Origin of the sequence: Pseudomonas sp. ES4 (genome assembly GCF_050586665.1) — a bacterium.
GTDB lineage: Bacteria > Pseudomonadota > Gammaproteobacteria > Pseudomonadales > Pseudomonadaceae > Aquipseudomonas > Aquipseudomonas frederiksbergensis.
Genome location: NZ_JBOBDO010000024.1, coordinates 1 through 16,947 on the forward strand (window position 1 = coordinate 1; position 16,947 = coordinate 16,947).

Genomic DNA, 16,947 nt, shown 5'->3' on the forward strand with positions numbered 1-16,947 from the left:
TCCCTAGAGGCATTCCCACGCAGAGCGTGGGAACGATCAGTGAGCTAGTTGAATTCATCCCCAATCGGATACCGACTGGCATTCAGGCTTTCCTTGATCTTGCGCAAATGCGGCTGGAAATCCACGCCTCGGCGCAAGGTCATACCAGTGGCGAGCACATCCAGCACGGTCAGTTGAATGATCCGCGACGTCATCGGCATATAGATGTCGGTGTCTTCCGGCAGCGGAATGTTCAGGCTCAACGTGCTGGCCTTGGCCAGTGGCGAACCCTCGGCCGTCAGGCCCAATACCGAAGCACCGTTTTCCCGGGCAATTCGCGCCACTTCCACCAGTTCGCGGGTGCGGCCAGTGTAGGAAATGATCACGAACAACTCGCCGGTGTGCGCCACCGACGCAATCATGCGCTGCATCAGCACGTCTGCGTGGGCGGTGACCGCAAGGTTGAAGCGGAAGAACTTGTGCTGCGCATCCAGCGCCACCGGGGCCGAGGCGCCGAGGCCGAAGAAGTGGATCTGCCGGGCCTGGATCAACAGGTCGACGGCGCGGCTGATCAGGTTCGGGTCAAGCGCCTGCAACGCACTGTCCAGCGAGGCGATGGCGCTGCCGAAAATCTTTTTGGTATACGCCTCGGGATTGTCGTCGGCCTCCACCGCACGGCTGACATACGCGGCACCACTGGCCAGGCTCTGGGCCAATTGCAGCTTGAGTTCCGGGTAGCCGCTGACGCCAAACGAACGGCAGAAACGGTTGACCGTCGGCTCGCTGACCTTTGAGGCCTGGGCGAGGGCGGCGATGCTGAACCGGGTGGCCTGCTCTGGGTTGAGCAGGATGACTTCGGCGACTTTGCGTTCTGCCTTGTTCAGGTCTTCAAGGCGATTCTGGATCTGTTCCAGTAAATTTCGCACGCGGTCCATATATGTTCCTTAGCTCCGCAAACATGAGAGCAATGCAAATAAGGGCCCCGGCTATGCAAATTGGGACTTTGATCGGGCCCGTAACGGTGGCCTATCCTACTGATGGCTCCGACCGACCACCACTCGGAATCTGTATTTTGCGAAAATGTTGTGGTTATTACTACATTTTCCCTTGAGTGATGCCTTGAAAAAAGGTATTTGTAGCTTAACTTGATAAAAGAACAAACATCATGCCTTCGATTACGGTTGAACCGTGCACCTTTGCCTTGTTCGGCGCCCTCGGCGATCTGGCCTTGCGCAAGCTGTTTCCTGCCCTTTATCAGCTCGATGGCGCAGGCCTCTTGCACGAGGACACGCGAATTATCGCGCTGGCCCGTGAGCCGGGCAGCGAGCAGCAGCATTTGGCGTTCATCGCCTCCGAACTGCGCCGCTACGTCGGCGCCAAAGAGCTCGACGAGGCCGTGGTCGAACGCTTCCTGGCCCGCCTGAGTTACTTGCACGTCGACTTCCTCAAGGCTGACGATTATGTCGCCCTGGCCGAGATGGCTGGCAGCGCCCAGCGGGTGATTGCCTACTTCGCCACACCGGCCGCCGTTTATGGCGCGATCTGCGAGAACCTGTCGAAGGTCGGCCTGACCGAAAACACCCGTGTGGTGCTGGAAAAACCCATCGGTTCGGACCTGGAATCCTCGCGCAAGGTCAACGACGCCGTGGCGCAGTTCTTCCCGGAGAACCGCACCTACCGCATCGACCACTACCTGGGCAAAGAAACCGTCCAGAACCTGATCGCCCTGCGTTTCGCCAACAGTCTGTTCGAAACCCAGTGGAACCAGAATTACATCTCCCACGTGGAAATCACCGTGGCGGAGAAGGTCGGGATTGAAGGTCGCTGGGGTTATTTCGACAAGGCCGGCCAGCTGCGGGACATGATCCAGAATCACCTGCTGCAACTGCTCTGCCTGATCGCCATGGACCCGCCCGCCGACCTGTCCGCCGACAGCATCCGCGACGAGAAAGTCAAAGTGCTCAAGGCGCTGGCGCCGATCAGCCCGGAAGGCCTGACCACTCAGGTCGTGCGCGGTCAGTACATCGCCGGTCACAGCGAAGGCAAATCGGTTCCCGGTTACCTGGAAGAGCCGAACTCCAATACCCAGAGCGACACCGAAACCTTCGTTGCGCTGCGTGCCGATATCCGCAACTGGCGTTGGGCCGGCGTGCCGTTTTACCTGCGTACCGGCAAGCGCATGCCGCAGAAGCTGTCGCAGATCGTCATCCACTTCAAGGAACCGTCGCACTACATTTTTGCCCCCGAGCAGCGCCTGCAAATCAGCAACAAGCTGATTATCCGCCTGCAACCGGACGAAGGCATTTCCTTGCGCGTGATGACCAAAGAACAAGGCCTGGACAAGGGCATGCAGCTGCGCAGCGGTCCGTTGCAGCTGAATTTTTCCGACACTTATCGTAGCGCACGGATTCCCGATGCCTACGAGCGGTTGTTGCTGGAAGTGATGCGCGGCAATCAGAACCTGTTTGTCCGTAAAGATGAAATCGAAGCCGCGTGGAAGTGGTGCGACCAGTTGATCGCCGGGTGGAAAAAATCCGGTGATGCGCCCAAGCCGTACGCGGCCGGGTCCTGGGGACCGATGAGCTCCATTGCTCTGATCACGCGGGATGGGAGGTCGTGGTATGGCGATATCTGAATTGAAACTGCCTCAGGGCGTCAGCGCCCATAAGTTCAAAAGCCCGGTGTTGCTGGCCGAAGGCCTGGCGCTGAATGTGACCAAGCAACTGAGTGACGCGATTGACGCGCGCGGCACCGCGACCCTGGTGGTTTCCGGTGGACGCAGTCCGGTGGCGTTTTTCCAGCACTTGGCCAAGCAGACGCTGGACTGGTCCAAGGTTGTCGTCACCCTGGCCGACGAGCGCTGGGTACCGGTTGAACACGCCGACAGCAATGCCGGTCTGCTCAAGCGTTATCTGTTGCAAGGCCCGGCGGCCAAGGCTCAGTTCCTGAGTCTGTACAGCGCCACGGCCAACCTTGAACAGGCGGCCGAGCAGGCGGATCGTTTGCTCGCGGAATTGCCGCCGATCGACGTGCTGATACTCGGCATGGGCGACGACGGTCACACCGCCTCGCTGTTCCCGAACAGCCCGAACCTGGCCGACGCCTTGAAAGCCGACGGCACACGTCGTTGCTACCCGATGCTGGCGCCGACCGTGCCGCATCAGCGCTTGACCATGAGCCGTGCGCTGCTGGCGTCGGCCAAGCACACCGTTCTATCGATTTCCGGTCAGTCCAAGCTGACCACCCTGAGTGCCGCATTGGCCGGTGACGATGTCGCCGCCATGCCGATTCGCGCGTTTCTGCAACCTACGTTAGAGATTTACTGGTGCCCATGAGCCAAGGAACAGCCGCTATGACAACCCCATCCCCGACCGTTTCCATGGCGGACAAAGTTGCCCTGATCGACAGTCTTTGCGCCAAGGCGCGGATCCTGCCGGTGATTACCATCGCTCGCGAGCAAGACATCCTGCCGCTGGCCGACGCCCTCGCGGCCGGTGGCCTGACGGCCCTGGAAGTGACCTTGCGTTCACAGTTCGGCCTCAAGGCTATCCAGATTCTGCGTGAGCAGCGTCCGGAACTGGTGACCGGTGCCGGCACTGTGCTCGATCGCAACATGCTGGCGGCTGCCGAAGCGGCCGGTTCGCAGTTCATCGTCACGCCGGGCATCACCCGTGACCTGCTCGAAGCCAGCGTCAACAGCCCGATTCCGCTGTTGCCGGGCATCAGCAACGCCTCCGGCATCATGGAAGGCTACGGCCTGGGTTATCGCCGCTTCAAGTTGTTCCCGGCGGAAGTCAGCGGGGGCGTCGCGGCTATCAAGGCCCTCGGCGGCCCGTTTGGCGAAGTGAAATTCTGCCCGACTGGCGGCGTCAGCCCGGCCAACATCAAGAGCTACATGGCGTTGAAAAACGTGATGTGCGTGGGCGGTAGCTGGATGCTTGATCCGGAGTGGATCAAGAACGGCGACTGGGCCCGCATTCAGGAATGCACCGCCGAGGCACTGGCGCTGCTGGACTGATCGGCTTTTACCAAACACTTCGTTGTGTGTTCTACGGCTTTACGGTGCGCTTGGTCGGTGCACCGTTTTTTTTTGCCCAATGAAAACCCTCTTGGCTGTCGACTCGCTCTTTGTAGCAGCTGTCGAGCCCCAGCGAGGCTGCGTTCGGTTCGGGCCGCGATCGGACGTAGCAGTCGTAAATCCGGTTTAAGCGGTCTGCCTACGTACCGCAATCTCTGGTTTTACGACTGCTACGTCCGATCGCGGCCCGAACCGAACGCAGCCTTCGGCAGCTGCTACAGATCGACATCATGCGATACATAGTTACCGCACCTCGCTGCTCGGCCAGCATTAACCTGCGTTCTTCTTATGGAAGAGAGAACGTCATGGAAGACAACACTCCGATTTCACCCGCACCCGCGGTTTACCTGCTTTCACCCGAACAGATCGCCGGTCCTTATTTCCGCAATGCGAAACTGATCAGACGAAACATCAGCGAAGGGATGGATGGCATTCCCTTGGTGCTGAGGCTGACGATCGTCGATGCCATGACCGGTCAACCGGTGACTGACGCGCTGGTGGATATCTGGCATTGCAACGCACGCGGGGCGTATTCGGGCTGGAGCAAGGTCAATCCAGACACGGAAATCGACGTCGACGACATAGGTTCGATCCCGCGAACCGACGACGACACTTACCTGCGAGGCGGGCAATTTACCGACAAGAACGGCATCGTGCGGTTTACCACGATCTATCCGGGGTTCTACGCCGGCCGAGCGCTGCACATCCACGTCGTGGTACGCATTATGGAAGGCAACAACTACCTGGAAGAGCGGCATGTTGCCTGGGTCGGTCAGCTCTACTTTCCCGAAGTCGCCTCGCGCTCGGTACTCAACGCCAAGGAGTACCGTGGTCGAGCCGTTTCGCCGCTGACCAACGATCAAGACTTTTTCTATGAAAACATGGGCGGCGAAGCGTCGACCTTGAACGTTCACACCCTGAGTCGAGACTCGAATATAGACGGCTACTTCGGGCACACGACCATCGGCATCGACACCTTCGCGGTGTCGACGCAGATCAAGCCCGAGGACTTCGACAAACACACCGTGTGACGTCAGCGCAGTTCGGTCAGCGCCCGGGCCAGCAAATCCATGTCTGCAGCCGTGGTGGTAAGCCCCGGCGTTATGCGAATGCACGGACCGCTCGCGGCACCACTGCGCGCCAAGGTAAACAGGTTGTAGTCCTTGAGCAGCCGCTCGACCATTACCTGTTGATCGGCATGCCGGGTAAAGCGCATTGAAGTGATGCCGCAATACAGTCGCGGGTCGTCCGGGGTCATGACTTCGATCCCCGGCAACTCGCGCACAGCGCTCACCCAGCGGTTGCGCAGGTAATTGAGCCGAGCGCCTTTGGCGGCGGAACCGCCCATGGCCTGATGCTCCTCGAACACCAGCGGCAGGGTCAGCAGCGCCGGGATGTTGGGCGTGCTGTACGGCGTGCGGGCGCGAATGTCGGTGACCGGGAAATGCATCTCGCCCATGTCCGGGTCGATGTCGGCCAGGCGTTCCGGGGCGATGTAAATGAAGCCCAGGGTCAGCGGCGCACCGATCCATTTGTGTAGGTTGAAACCGGCGAACGCGATGCCGAGATCGTCAAGATTGAACTGGAGCTGGCCGAGCGCATGGGCACCGTCAAGGATCACGTCGATGCCGTGTTCTTTGGCGGCGGCGGCAATGGCCTGCACCGGCATCACCAGCCCGGTACGGTGAGTGACGTGAGTCAGGGCCATCAGTTTGAGTCGCGGATAACGCATGAAAGCTTCGCGGTAAGTGGCCAGCAAACTGTCGAAACTGGCGGGGTGCGAGTGTTCGATTTCGATCACTTCGACACCGCGATGACGTGCCAGCCAGCGCATGGCCCCTTTGACAGTGTCGTATTCCAGATCGCCTATCAGCACCTGATCGCCCGGGCTCAGACGGTTGTAGTTGCGGATCAGCGATTGCAGACCGTCCGAAGCGTTGCGGGTGAGGGCGACGGTGTCGGCGGGTACGCCCACCAGATCGGCGAGCTGTGCTCGGATCTCAAGGCTTTCGCCCTGTTCGAAGCGTTGTCGCACATACACCGAGTTGCTGCGATTGATCAGTTCGATGTTGCGCTGGTATTCCTCGACCACCGTGCGCGACATGCGCCCGAAGTACCCGTTTTCGAGGTTGACCGGGCCGGGTTCAACCGCGTATCGGTCGGCAAAGGTTCGCCAGAAGGCTTCATCACGGGCGCGGCGAGTGTTATCGGGCATGGGCTACTCAATCTGGGGCCAGGTCTGGGTGTCGGGTCAATGGCGAGGGGCGGGTTTGCCATGTTTGGCGCGCAGCGGCTCGAGCAACTCCGACAGGCCGTTATGATCGATTTCCTGCATCAAGGCCAGCAAACCGCCGAGTTCGCCATGGGGGAAACCTTCGCGAGCGAACCAGTTCAGGTATTGGCCGGGGAGGTCGGCAATGATCCGGCCCTTGTATTTGCCGAAGGGCATTTCACGGGTAATCAACAGTTCGAGTTTTTCAGGATTCATCAATCAGTCGTCTTGATTAAAACAGTCTGGAAAATACAGGCATTCTGCATGCAGGCCAAATGACAGATCATGCAAAAAAAGCGGATAACGATCTGGCATAAAAAGATAAGTGTTTGAAATATAAAGAATAAATAATCAATTCAAAGCTGGCATGCAGGGTGCAACACCTATTGCATCTTTCATCAACCCGCGAGGAATTGAAAATGACCGACATGAATAAAGAAGCCATCTCTGTACTCAACGACCTGATTGAAACCTGCAAAGACGGTCAGGAAGGGTTCAAGACTTGCGCTGAAGACATCAAACACCCAGAACTGAAAACCCTGTTCATACAGCGTTCCGCCGACTGCGCCACTGCGGCTTCCGAACTGCAGGCCCAGGTACGTTCGCTAGGCGGCGATCCGGAAACGTCCACCAGCGTCAGCGGTGATATGCACCGTCGCTGGGTCGACGTGAAAGCGATGTTCACCGGCAAGGATGAAGAAGCCGTGCTGAACGAAGCCGAACGGGGTGAAGACCATGCACTGAAGGCTTACAAAGAAGCCATCGAAAAAATCAACAAATACAACCTGGTGGGCATTCGTGACCTGGTTGAACGTCAGTACCACGGCGTGCAACGCAATCACGATCAGGTAAAAGCCTTGCGTAACCAGGCGCGCGCACGCTCGTAAGCGATCGTTGCCTGTCAAAAACGCCAGCCAGTCTGGCGTTTTTTTTGTGTCCGGGAATTAGCACTGGACGCGTGTTAGTTAGCTAGCTAATAATTTGTTTATCAAGTGACTGAACCCGATCCCGACTATCGTTAAATCGCCTTTTTCCAAGAGTTCTTTACGTGCCTATCACCTTGCAGGCTCTGTTCGCGCCTGACCGCCGCGCTTTACAGTTCGCGATCAAAACCTTGATTGGCGGCGGCCTGGCGCTGTGGCTGGCATTACGCTGGGGTCTGGAGCAACCGGCCTGGGCATTGATGACAGCATTCATCGTCGCCCAGCCCTTGTCCGGGATGGTGGTGCAGAAGGGCCTGGCGCGGTTATTGGGGACTCTGGTCGGGACGATCATGTCCGTGGTGTTCATGGGGTTGTTTGCCCAGACGCCTTGGCTGTTTTTGTTGGCCTTGGCGTTATGGCTGGGGCTGTGTACGGCCAGTTCGACCTTGCTGCGCAGCGCCTGGTCCTATTCGTTCGTGCTGGCCGGTTACACGGTGGCGATCATCGCGTTGCCGGCCATTACTCATCCGCTGACGGTGTTCGATCAAGCCGTGGCTCGCTGTACGGAAATCTGCCTGGGCATTCTTTGCGCCACCGCCGCCAGTGCGCTGCTCTGGCCGATGCGGGTCGAACGGCAACTGGCGGATCAGGCGCGGGCAGCGTGGCAAAGCGGTATGAACGCCGCGCGTGCAACCCTGGCCGGTGATGGTCAGGCGCGTAAAGGCCTGCTGGAAATCCTCGGCAGGATCGTCGCCGTCGACGCCCAGCGCGAGCATGCCTGGTTTGAAGGAAGCCTGGGCCGCCAACGAGCGCGGGCGATCAGCGGCTTGAGCCAAAAACTGTTGATGCTGCTGCGTATCGCCCGTTCGGTGCGCCGTCAGTGGAAGCAATTGGAGCCTCAGGAAGCCGAGCAACTGTTGCCCTGGATGACTGAGGTTCAAGAGGCGCTCGACAGCCCGGATACCGCGACCCTGCAAGCGCTGCGTCCGAAGTTGCTCGACGCTTCCCACGACCCGCACATCAGTTCTGCGCAGAGTTACTGCCTGGCTCGTTTCACCTTGTTGCTCGATACCGCGATGGCGGCCAGCGCTGCGTTGAACGCCGTCGAGGAGGGCAAGGAAGCGGACGATCCACCGAGAACCCTGGCACCGCACCGCGATCTGTCATTGGCGTTGATGTTCGGTGCCCGAAGTGCCTTGGCGTTTCTGGTGGTCTCGTGCTTCTGGTTGGCGACCGCCTGGCCCGCGGCCTCCGGCGCGCTGCTGTTGACGTGCGTGGTGTGTAGCCTGTTCGCCAGCCGCGAGAATGGCGCACAGATCGGCATGAGTTTTATGCGCGGGATCTTCCTGGCGATTCCGGCCGCGTTTATCGTCGGGCAGATTCTGTTGCCGCAATGGAGTGGTTTTGCCTTGCTGTGCATGGGCATGGGCGTGCCGTTGTTCCTCGGCGCGCTGGGCATGGCCAAACCGCAGATCGGTGCGACGGCCACCTCATTTTGTTTGCACTTCATCGTGCTGGTCTCACCGCTCAATGCGATGAACTACGATGTCGCGACGTTCTTCAACAGCGCTCAATCCATCGTGGTCGGCGTGGGTGCCGCCGTGCTGGCATTCCATCTGTTGATCCTGCGCGATCCGACATGGCACGGTCGGCGTTTGTTGGCGGCGACTCTTGCCGATCTGGTGCGCCTGACCCGGCGCAATCTGCGCGGTGCCGAGAGCTGGTTTGGCGGGCGCATGGCCGACCGTTTGCTGCAATTGGCGCGGCACTATCCCGAGCTGCCGGAACCGGCGCGCAGTCGCTGGGACGATGGTTTGCTCGGCCTGGACATCGGCGACGAATTGCTGCATTTGCGTTTGAGCCTGGCGGTGGCGCAGGCACCGGTCAGCGCGCCTCAGCGGCGTTATCTCGAACAGCTGGAAAAAATCCTCGAGCAAGGCCCGGCCGGCAGTCGCGCCGAAGCGTTGGCGCAACCGAGCGAAGAATTCTTGAAGACCTTGTACGCGTTGCCCCCCAGCGATGCGGTGAAACTGGCCCAAGGCGCGGTGTTGCAATTGCAAAGCAGCTGGCGCGCCTGGTGCCGTCAACAGGAGCAAAGCCATGGGCTTGCGTGAGTGGTCGGTGGGTGGCGTGCTGCTCAGTCCGTTTCTGATTTATGTGCTGCTGGCGCTGCTCGTCACCGGAGCCTTGCGCATGCTCTTGCGCCTGACGCCGGTGGGCCGCTGGATCTGGCACGAAGCATTATTTGATTGCGCCTTGTACGTCTGTGTATTGACCTTGATCACTGTCGTCCTCGGACCTTTATAAGGAGTTGAAAATGCGCACACCGATACGTGTCGCGGTGACCTTGTGCCTGGTGGCGGCGGCGATTTTTGCCGGCTTCCATTTGTGGCAGTACTACATGCTCACGCCTTGGACCCGGGACGCGCGGATCCGCGCCGACGTGGTGGTGATCGCGCCGGATGTCTCGGGCTGGGTGCGTGAGCTCAAGGCTTTTGATAACCAGCAGGTCAAGGCCGGCGATTTGTTGCTGAGCATCGACCGCGATCGTTTCGAAGCGGCGCTGGAGAAAGCCCAGGCGGTGGTGCAGACCCGCCAGCAGCAACTCAATCTGCGCGAACACGAAGCCAGCCGCCGAGCGGCCCTCGGTCCGCAGGCGATCAGTGCCGAGCTGCGCGAGAACGCGCAAATCAATGCCGGCATTGCCCGTGGCGAACTGCGTGAAGCCCAGGCCGAAGCCAAGGTTGCGCAACTCAACCTCACGCGCAGTCAGGTCCATGCGCCCCGCAATGGCCACATCACCAACCTGCGCCTGGCTGAAGGCAACTACGTGAATGCCGGGCAATCGGTGATGGCGTTGATCGACGATTCGACGTTCTATGTGCAAGCGTATTTCGAGGAAACCAAACTCCCGCGGATTCGTGTGGGCGATCCGGTGAAGATCTGGTTGATGAGCGCGGGGGAGGGGTTGCAAGGGCATGTGGAAAGCATCAGTCGCGGGATTACCGATCGCAACACCACACCGGACGGGCAGTTGCTGGCCGAGGTCGAACCGACGTTTAACTGGGTCAGGCTGGCGCAGCGGATTCCGGTGCGGATCAAGATTGATAAGTTACCGGAAGGGATGAATCTGAGTTCGGGGATGACGGCGAGTGTGCAGGTGCAGGAGGGTAACCGCTGATCGTTCCCGCGCTCTGCGTGGGAATGCCTCAACGGACGCTCTGCGTTCGGCTGTTGATGGGACGCGGAGCGTCCCGGGCTGCATTCCCACGCGGAGCGTGGGAACGATCAACGATCAGGTCCCCCAATCAGCCAATGCTGATCGCCGGCAAGACAGGCAACGTCACGGTCTGCTGCTTGCGCGGCGCCAGAATCTCCGCCTCGCCGTCCACTACCAACTCATCGCGCTGGTTAAACACGCGAGTGGCAATCCGCACACGAAACTTGGGCAGCTTCTCGAGGATCTCCAGGCGCACGGTCAGCGTGTCGCCAATCTTCACCGGCTTCTGAAAGCTCATTTGCTGACCGATATAAATAGTCCCCGGCCCAGGCAACTCGCAGGCAACGGCAGCGCTGATCAGCGCGCCGCTGAACATCCCGTGAGCGATGCGCTCCTTGAACATGGTGCCAGCGGCGAATTCAGCGTCCAGGTGCACCGGGTTGTGATCGCCGGACATCGCGGCGAACAACTGAATGTCGCGCTCTTCGACCGTCTTGCTGTAGCTGGCGGTCTGGCCGACTTCAAGGGCCTCGTAAGGGGTGTTGGTAACCTGGGTCATCTGTTTCGATTCCTGTCACGAATAAATAAATTCAAAAAAAACTATTCCGATCTGGGTGGCCGGCGGTGGCTCAGCGCCTGGGCGATCCAGTTCAACACGTCATTGATCACTTCATCGCGATTGCTCTCGTTGAACAGCTCATGCCGTGCCTGCGGGTAAATAGTCAGTTGCAGGCTCTGGCTGCCGGCAGCGCGTAGCGCATGGGCCAGATCCTTCAGACGCTTGCCATCGCTGACCGGATCACATTCACCGCCGATGACCAGCAACGGCAGGCCCGGATCAATCTGAGCGAGATTGGACGCTTTGCTGATTTGCTGCAACCCACCGAGCAAATCGATCCACAGCTGATTGGTGCAGCGAAAGCCGCAGAGTGGGTCATTGGCGTACAGATCGACCTCTGTCGGGTCGCGGCTGAGCCAGTCGAACCGCGTGCGCACCGGTTTGAATTTCTTGTTGAACGAACCGAACGACAGCCATTCGATCAGCGCACTGCGACCCTTCGGCCCCTGACGCAAACGTTCCAGACGCGCAATCTGTCGCGCCGCGCGATAGAGCGCCACCGGTTGGAAGTTCGACCCGCTGAGAACGGCGCCGTGCAGGCTGGCGCTGTGGTGCAGCAGATAGGCCTGGGCGATGTAGCTGCCCATGCTGTGACCGAGCAGCACAATCGGCACTCCCGGATGTTGTTGGCCGATGTGCTGGTTGAGGCTCGCCAGGTCGCCGACCACCTTGCACCAACCGTCATCGTCGGCGAAATGGCCGAGCGTCCCGTTTTCGGCAGTTTTGCCATGTCCACGCAAGTCCGGCGCATACACGCCGTATCCCTGCTCACAGAACTTTTCTGCCAGACGCGCATAGCGGCCGCTGTGTTCCGCCATGCCGTGGGCCAGCAGGATCACGGCTTTTAAAGGTGCGGCGGGCAGCCACTGGTTGACGAAGAGGCGGCTGCGGTCACTCGCGGTCAGCCAGAAAGTGTCGTGGATCATGGCGATTCCTTTGCTCAGGGTCGAAACAGTGTATAGCGCATCCCGTCGCTGGCGTCTGATCAGGCCACGCCACGGCAGCAAGATTCACACGATCAATGTCGACCGTGCGCATATTTGCCTGATTCGCCATAGCTGCTAGTGTCCGTGGAGTCCCGCTTTTTCGCTCTTTGTTTTTAAGAAGGGCAGAAAAGCGGCCCCGGATAGGTTCAGGTAAAGAGGACAAGAACAATGCAACCTGATTTCTGGAATGACAAACGCCCGGCCGGCGTGCCCCTGGACATCGATCAAGGGGCCTACAAGTCGGTGATCGAGGTGTTCGAGCGTTCCTGCAAGAAATTTGCTGACCGCCCGGCATTCAGCAACATGGGCGTAACCCTGACCTACGCCGAACTGGAACGCTACAGCGCAGCGTTCGCCGGTTACCTGCAAGCCCACACCGACCTGGTGCCGGGGGATCGCATTGCGGTGCAGATGCCCAATGTCCTGCATTACCCGATTGCCGTGTTCGGAGCCCTGCGAGCCGGGCTGATCGTGGTCAATACCAACCCGCTGTACACCGCGCGGGAGATGCGTCATCAGTTCAAGGACTCCGGTGCCCGGGCGCTGGTTTACCTGAACATGTTCGGGCAGAAAGTCCAGGAAGTGCTGCCCGACACCGACATCCAGTACCTGATCGAAGCGAAGATGGGCGACCTGATGCCCACCGCCAAGGGCTGGCTGGTCAATACACTGGTGAGCAAGGTCAAGAAGATGGTGCCGGCGTACTCCTTGCCGCAGGCCACTTCCTTCAAGAGCGCGCTGCACCTGGGCCGGGGCTTGGGTATCAAGCCACTGAAGATCGGGCTCGACGACATCGCCGTGCTGCAATACACCGGCGGCACTACCGGCCTGGCCAAGGGCGCGATGCTGACCCACGGCAACCTGGTGGCCAACATGCAGCAAGTGCGGGCGTGCCTGGAGCAGTTCGGCAATGACGGCCAGCCGTTGTTGCGCGAAGGGCAAGAGGTGATGGTCGCGCCGCTGCCGCTGTACCACATCTATGCCTTCACCGCGAATTGCATGTGCATGATGGTTTCGGGCAACCACAACGTGCTGATCACCAATCCGCGCGATATCAAGGGCTTCATCAAGGAGCTGAAGAACTGGCGATTCTCGGCCCTTTTGGGACTCAACACGCTGTTCGTCGCGCTGATGGATCACCCGGATTTCAAGACCCTGGATTTCTCCAGCCTCAAACTCACCAACTCCGGCGGCACCGCATTGGTCAAGGCCACGGCCGAGCGCTGGGAACAGCTCACCGGTTGCCGCATCACCGAAGGTTACGGCCTGACCGAAACCTCGCCGGTGGCTTGCACCAACCCGTACGGCGACAAGTCGCGCCTCGGCACGGTCGGCCTGCCAGTGCCGGGCACCACGCTGAAAGTCATCAACGATGAAGGCGTCGAGCAGGCGCTGGGCGAGCGCGGCGAACTGTGCATCAAGGGCCCGCAGATCATGAAGGGCTACTGGCAGAAACCCGAAGCCACCGCCGAAGTGCTGGATGCCGAGGGCTGGTTCAAGTCGGGCGACATCGCGGTGATCGATCCGGACGGTTTTGTGCGCATCGTCGATCGCAAGAAAGACATGATCATCGTCTCGGGTTTCAACGTGTACCCGAACGAGATCGAAGACGTGGTGATGGCTCACCCGAAAGTCGCCAACTGTGCGGTGATCGGGGTGCCGGACGAGCGTTCGGGGGAGGCGGTGAAACTGTTTGTGGTGGCCCGTGAAACGGGGGTCAGCCTTGAAGAGCTGAAGGCTTACTGCAAGGAAAACTTCACGGCGTACAAAGTGCCCAAGCACATCGTCTTGCGTGAGTCGTTACCGATGACGCCGGTGGGCAAGATCTTGCGGCGGGAGTTGCGTGATATCGCCTGAGTGGTGAATGGCCGCGCTTTGCGCGGATCGCGGGCAAGCCACGCTCCCACAAGGTTCTCGGTGATCCTGTGGGAGCGGGCTTGCCCGCGATGCTTTTAGAGGGCGAAAAGCCCGGTTTACAAGGCTTTCAAGGCTGTATAGGATTTTTGCTCTAAAATGACCGCCTGCTATTCTTGAGTCATTAAAGTGACTGTAGAGGCGGTTTTTGGCTCTAGTCGGCCCTTGGCAAAGCTGCTACTCTCGGCGCGCTTTTGTGACTTCTCGGCCTATATAAAAGCCAGATTCACCAATAAAAAACACACACCAATAATAATCGCATCAAATGCGGTGATGAATTCGCGTTGCTGAGGAGTGGGCTTCCATGATCGAAGACTTTTGGAAGGATAAGTACCCTGCCGGGATTGCTGCCGAGATCAATCCAGACGAGTATCCGAATATTCAGGCGGTGTTGAAGCAGTCCTGCCAACGCTTTGCCAACAAACCGGCGTTCAGCAACCTGGGCAAGACAATCACCTACGGTGAACTGTACGAATTGTCCGGTGCCTTTGCCGCTTACCTGCAACAGCATACCGACTTGCAGCCGGGCGATCGAATCGCCGTGCAGCTGCCCAACGTGTTGCAGTACCCGGTCGCCGTCTTCGGTGCCATCCGCGCCGGGCTGATCGTGGTCAACACCAACCCGCTGTATACCGCGCGGGAAATGGAACACCAATTCAACGACTCCGGTGCCAAAGCCCTGGTCTGCCTGGCCAACATGGCGCACCTGGCCCAGCTCGTCGTGCCGAAAACCGGCGTCAAGCACGTGATCGTCACCGAAGTGGCCGACTTGCTGCCGCCGCTCAAGCGCCTGCTGGTCAACAGCGTCATCAAATACGTGAAGAAGATGGTCCCGGCGTATCACTTGCCCAAGGCCATCAAGTTCAACGACGTATTGAGCAAGGGCCATGGCCAGCCAGTCGCCGAAGCCAACCCGGCCAGCAGCGACGTTGCCGTGCTGCAATACACCGGCGGCACCACCGGCGTGGCCAAGGGCGCGATGCTGACCCATCGCAACCTGGTGGCGAACATGCTGCAGTGCAAGGCGCTGATGGGTTCCAACCTCCATGAAGGTTGCGAGATCCTGATCACGCCGCTGCCGCTGTACCATATCTATGCCTTCACCTTTCATTGCATGGCGATGATGCTGATCGGCAATCACAACATCCTGATCAGCAACCCGCGCGATTTGACGGCGATGGTCAAGGAACTGTCGAAGTGGAAGTTCAGCGGTTTCGTCGGGCTCAATACGCTGTTTGTCGCGTTGTGCAACAACGAAGCCTTCCGCAAGCTGGATTTCTCTGCACTGAAAGTCACCCTGTCCGGTGGCATGGCCCTGCAACTGGCCGCCGCCGAGCGCTGGAAAGCGGTCACCGGTTGCGCCATCTGCGAAGGTTACGGCATGACCGAAACCAGCCCGGTGGCCACCGTCAACCCAATCCAGAACATCCAGATCGGCACCATCGGCATTCCGGTGCCCTCGACCCTGTGCAAAGTCATCGACGATGCCGGCGTTGAACAGCCGTTAGGCGAAATCGGCGAGTTGTGTGTGAAAGGTCCGCAAGTGATGAAGGGTTACTGGCAGCGTCAGGACGCCACCGATGAAATCCTCGACAGCGAAGGCTGGTTGAAGACCGGTGATATCGCGCTGATCCAGCCTGACGGTTACATGCGCATCGTCGATCGCAAGAAAGACATGATTCTGGTCTCCGGTTTCAACGTGTACCCGAACGAACTGGAAGACGTGCTCGCGACCCTGCCGGGCGTGCTGCAATGCGCAGCCATCGGCGTGCCGGACGAGAAGTCGGGCGAGGCGATCAAGATCTTCATCGTCGCCAAACCGGGCGTGACGCTGACCAAGGAACAGGTGATGGAGCACATGCGCGCCAACGTCACCGGCTATAAAGTGCCGAAAGCCGTGGAATTCCGCGATGCGCTGCCGACCACCAACGTCGGCAAGATCCTGCGCCGCGAGTTGCGCGACGAAGAGCTGAAGAAGCTCGGCGTCAAGAAGGTCAGCGCATAACCAACAAAAGCCCCGCAGATGCGGGGCTTTTTGTTGGCTCTCTTGTGGCGAGGGAGATGTGTGAAGTTAGAGGCGGAACGGCGCGAAATTGACGTTGGTACCCGCAGGGCGCATGTCCTGGAGGTACGAGTCCTTGTCGGCGCTCAGTTCCAGGCTCAGGGCCGCTTTGCGTTTACCTTCGTTGCGCACCACCAGGCCTTCGAGCTTCTCGCGCAGGAATACCGTCGGCACTTTCAGGTGCAGCAGTTCGTCGGTTTCCGGGGTGTGCATCAGCAGGTGAACCCACTCGTACTGACCAACGGCGAGGCGCGCGACCGGAATATCGAACCACCAGATGTTGCGGTTGCGGTTCAATTCGGTGAAATGGCAGTTGTTGACGCCAAGCACAGCACCGCCAAGTTCCTGGTTTCTGCGGGCAATGGCCTGCTTTTTATCGAGTTTCATAACATTCCTACGGGATTGGATCTTCAGCGCCATGGCCTGAATACGTTGCGCATTCTCGGGGGTTGGCCGGCAAACATAAAGCCCAACCTGCATTGAACGATGAAATGTCGCCGTGAAAATAAATGAAACTCCGCGCAAACGCTTCCGGTCAATCCTTGTGTAACGACTTTTCCGTTGAATTGTTCAGAGGAGAAACACCATGAGCAGCACTGGCGATAAAGTAAAAGGCATGGCCAACGAAGCCGCCGGCAACGTCAAGCAAGGCGTCGGCAAGGCCACCGGTAACGAAAAAATGCGCTCTGAAGGCGTCGCTCAGGAAAGGAAAGGCGAAGCCCAGCAAGCGGTCGGCAAAGCCAAGGATGCTCTTAAAAAAGGCATCGACAAGGCCTGATCAGGCCTTTGATGAGCAACAGAAACGGCCATCCGCGGATGGCCGTTTTTGTGTCGGCCTGAACTTGCACAAGGAAATTGTTTCAAACTCGCGAAGTACGCTACTTTGATGTAGAA

General features: G+C 59.2%; 17 protein-coding genes. 11 read left to right on the plus strand and 6 right to left on the minus strand.

The genetic code is table 11. The features are described 5' to 3' along the window. Positions 1-44: 44 nt before the first annotated feature. Complete coding sequence (locus ACQ4OB_RS22465; RefSeq protein ID WP_173667542.1) at positions 45-905, minus strand: MurR/RpiR family transcriptional regulator; 861 nt, start codon at positions 903-905, stop codon at positions 45-47. A gap of 239 nt (positions 906-1,144) precedes the next feature. Here ACQ4OB_RS22465 and zwf point away from each other — a divergent pair, with 239 nt between their 5' ends. From zwf to ACQ4OB_RS22485, 4 genes are all read left to right on the plus strand, one after another. Beyond that, on the plus strand, positions 1,145-2,614 hold the full coding sequence (zwf, locus tag ACQ4OB_RS22470; RefSeq protein ID WP_074879375.1) for a glucose-6-phosphate dehydrogenase: 1,470 nt from the start codon (positions 1,145-1,147) through the stop codon (positions 2,612-2,614). Beyond that, on the plus strand, positions 2,601-3,314 hold the full coding sequence (pgl, locus tag ACQ4OB_RS22475; RefSeq protein ID WP_430956468.1) for a 6-phosphogluconolactonase: 714 nt from the start codon (positions 2,601-2,603) through the stop codon (positions 3,312-3,314). Before zwf ends, pgl begins: the two co-directional genes overlap by 14 nt. Before the next feature lie 17 nt (positions 3,315-3,331). Beyond that, positions 3,332-3,997, plus strand: coding sequence for a bifunctional 4-hydroxy-2-oxoglutarate aldolase/2-dehydro-3-deoxy-phosphogluconate aldolase (locus tag ACQ4OB_RS22480; protein ID WP_008151112.1), 666 nt, complete (start codon positions 3,332-3,334; stop codon positions 3,995-3,997). Between the two features lie 365 nt (positions 3,998-4,362). Next, entirely contained in the window at positions 4,363-5,088 is a 726-nt protein-coding gene (locus tag ACQ4OB_RS22485) for an intradiol ring-cleavage dioxygenase (RefSeq protein ID WP_074879369.1), read from the plus strand. A 2-nt stretch (positions 5,089-5,090) separates the two neighbouring features. On the opposite strand, the gene ACQ4OB_RS22490 is transcribed toward ACQ4OB_RS22485, so the two are convergent. Beyond that, positions 5,091-6,272, minus strand: coding sequence for an aminotransferase class V-fold PLP-dependent enzyme (locus ACQ4OB_RS22490; RefSeq protein WP_430956469.1), 1,182 nt, complete (start codon positions 6,270-6,272; stop codon positions 5,091-5,093). A 36-nt stretch (positions 6,273-6,308) separates the two neighbouring features. Further along, on the minus strand, positions 6,309-6,545 hold the full coding sequence (locus tag ACQ4OB_RS22495) for a DUF3820 family protein (protein ID WP_007949456.1): 237 nt from the start codon (positions 6,543-6,545) through the stop codon (positions 6,309-6,311). Between the two features lie 203 nt (positions 6,546-6,748). Here ACQ4OB_RS22495 and ACQ4OB_RS22500 point away from each other — a divergent pair, with 203 nt between their 5' ends. From ACQ4OB_RS22500 to ACQ4OB_RS22515, 4 genes are all read left to right on the plus strand, one after another. Then, a complete protein-coding gene (locus ACQ4OB_RS22500) occupies positions 6,749-7,216 on the plus strand; it encodes a ferritin-like domain-containing protein (RefSeq protein ID WP_102616731.1) in 468 nt (155 codons plus the stop codon). A gap of 161 nt (positions 7,217-7,377) precedes the next feature. Next, positions 7,378-9,366 (plus strand): FUSC family protein, encoded by a 1,989-nt coding sequence (locus ACQ4OB_RS22505; RefSeq protein ID WP_430956470.1) that lies wholly within the window; start codon positions 7,378-7,380, stop codon positions 9,364-9,366. Then, entirely contained in the window at positions 9,353-9,559 is a 207-nt protein-coding gene (locus ACQ4OB_RS22510; RefSeq protein ID WP_008151119.1) for a DUF1656 domain-containing protein, read from the plus strand. Before ACQ4OB_RS22505 ends, ACQ4OB_RS22510 begins: the two co-directional genes overlap by 14 nt. 10 nt (positions 9,560-9,569) lie before the next feature. Beyond that, positions 9,570-10,433 (plus strand): efflux RND transporter periplasmic adaptor subunit, encoded by an 864-nt coding sequence (locus ACQ4OB_RS22515; RefSeq protein WP_074879359.1) that lies wholly within the window; start codon positions 9,570-9,572, stop codon positions 10,431-10,433. Positions 10,434-10,560: 127 nt separating this feature from the next. Here ACQ4OB_RS22515 and ACQ4OB_RS22520 read toward each other — a convergent pair whose 3' ends face one another. Together ACQ4OB_RS22520 and ACQ4OB_RS22525 are read right to left on the minus strand one after the other, a co-directional pair. Continuing rightward, positions 10,561-11,031, minus strand: coding sequence for a MaoC family dehydratase (locus ACQ4OB_RS22520; RefSeq protein ID WP_054044906.1), 471 nt, complete (start codon positions 11,029-11,031; stop codon positions 10,561-10,563). Between the two features lie 41 nt (positions 11,032-11,072). Next, positions 11,073-12,017 carry an alpha/beta hydrolase gene (locus ACQ4OB_RS22525; RefSeq protein ID WP_102616733.1) on the minus strand — a complete coding sequence of 315 codons (945 nt, stop codon included), beginning with the start codon at positions 12,015-12,017 and terminating at the stop codon, positions 11,073-11,075. Positions 12,018-12,245: 228 nt separating this feature from the next. Between ACQ4OB_RS22525 and fadD2 the strand changes: the two genes are divergently transcribed. Both fadD2 and fadD1 read left to right on the plus strand, forming a co-directional pair. Next, positions 12,246-13,934 (plus strand): long-chain-fatty-acid--CoA ligase FadD2, encoded by a 1,689-nt coding sequence (gene fadD2 / locus ACQ4OB_RS22530; protein ID WP_074879352.1) that lies wholly within the window; start codon positions 12,246-12,248, stop codon positions 13,932-13,934. A 361-nt stretch (positions 13,935-14,295) separates the two neighbouring features. Next, complete coding sequence (gene fadD1, locus ACQ4OB_RS22535; protein WP_074879350.1) at positions 14,296-15,996, plus strand: long-chain-fatty-acid--CoA ligase FadD1; 1,701 nt, start codon at positions 14,296-14,298, stop codon at positions 15,994-15,996. Positions 15,997-16,062: 66 nt separating this feature from the next. Here fadD1 and ACQ4OB_RS22540 read toward each other — a convergent pair whose 3' ends face one another. Next, a complete protein-coding gene (locus tag ACQ4OB_RS22540) occupies positions 16,063-16,440 on the minus strand; it encodes a hypothetical protein (protein WP_074879347.1) in 378 nt (125 codons plus the stop codon). Between the two features lie 199 nt (positions 16,441-16,639). Here ACQ4OB_RS22540 and ACQ4OB_RS22545 point away from each other — a divergent pair, with 199 nt between their 5' ends. Continuing rightward, complete coding sequence (locus tag ACQ4OB_RS22545) at positions 16,640-16,831, plus strand: CsbD family protein (protein WP_074879345.1); 192 nt, start codon at positions 16,640-16,642, stop codon at positions 16,829-16,831. Positions 16,832-16,947: the final 116 nt, after the last annotated feature.

Excerpts from the sequence above, each read along its gene's own strand:
- fadD2 (WP_074879352.1), top strand. The coding sequence starts at position 12,246 with ATGCAACCTGATTTCTGGAATGACAAACGCCCGGCCGGCGTGCCCCTG.
- ACQ4OB_RS22490 (WP_430956469.1), bottom strand. The coding sequence starts at position 6,272 with ATGCCCGATAACACTCGCCGCGCCCGTGATGAAGCCTTCTGGCGAACC.
- ACQ4OB_RS22525 (WP_102616733.1), bottom strand. The coding sequence starts at position 12,017 with ATGATCCACGACACTTTCTGGCTGACCGCGAGTGACCGCAGCCGCCTC.
- ACQ4OB_RS22500 (WP_102616731.1), top strand. The coding sequence starts at position 6,749 with ATGACCGACATGAATAAAGAAGCCATCTCTGTACTCAACGACCTGATT.
- ACQ4OB_RS22515 (WP_074879359.1), top strand. The coding sequence starts at position 9,570 with ATGCGCACACCGATACGTGTCGCGGTGACCTTGTGCCTGGTGGCGGCG.
- pgl (WP_430956468.1), top strand. The coding sequence starts at position 2,601 with ATGGCGATATCTGAATTGAAACTGCCTCAGGGCGTCAGCGCCCATAAG.
- zwf (WP_074879375.1), top strand. The coding sequence starts at position 1,145 with ATGCCTTCGATTACGGTTGAACCGTGCACCTTTGCCTTGTTCGGCGCC.
- ACQ4OB_RS22520 (WP_054044906.1), bottom strand. The coding sequence starts at position 11,031 with ATGACCCAGGTTACCAACACCCCTTACGAGGCCCTTGAAGTCGGCCAG.
- ACQ4OB_RS22540 (WP_074879347.1), bottom strand. The coding sequence starts at position 16,440 with ATGAAACTCGATAAAAAGCAGGCCATTGCCCGCAGAAACCAGGAACTT.
- ACQ4OB_RS22485 (WP_074879369.1), top strand. The coding sequence starts at position 4,363 with ATGGAAGACAACACTCCGATTTCACCCGCACCCGCGGTTTACCTGCTT.
- ACQ4OB_RS22510 (WP_008151119.1), top strand. The coding sequence starts at position 9,353 with ATGGGCTTGCGTGAGTGGTCGGTGGGTGGCGTGCTGCTCAGTCCGTTT.
- ACQ4OB_RS22545 (WP_074879345.1), top strand. The coding sequence starts at position 16,640 with ATGAGCAGCACTGGCGATAAAGTAAAAGGCATGGCCAACGAAGCCGCC.
- ACQ4OB_RS22495 (WP_007949456.1), bottom strand. The coding sequence starts at position 6,545 with ATGAATCCTGAAAAACTCGAACTGTTGATTACCCGTGAAATGCCCTTC.
- fadD1 (WP_074879350.1), top strand. The coding sequence starts at position 14,296 with ATGATCGAAGACTTTTGGAAGGATAAGTACCCTGCCGGGATTGCTGCC.
- ACQ4OB_RS22480 (WP_008151112.1), top strand. The coding sequence starts at position 3,332 with ATGACAACCCCATCCCCGACCGTTTCCATGGCGGACAAAGTTGCCCTG.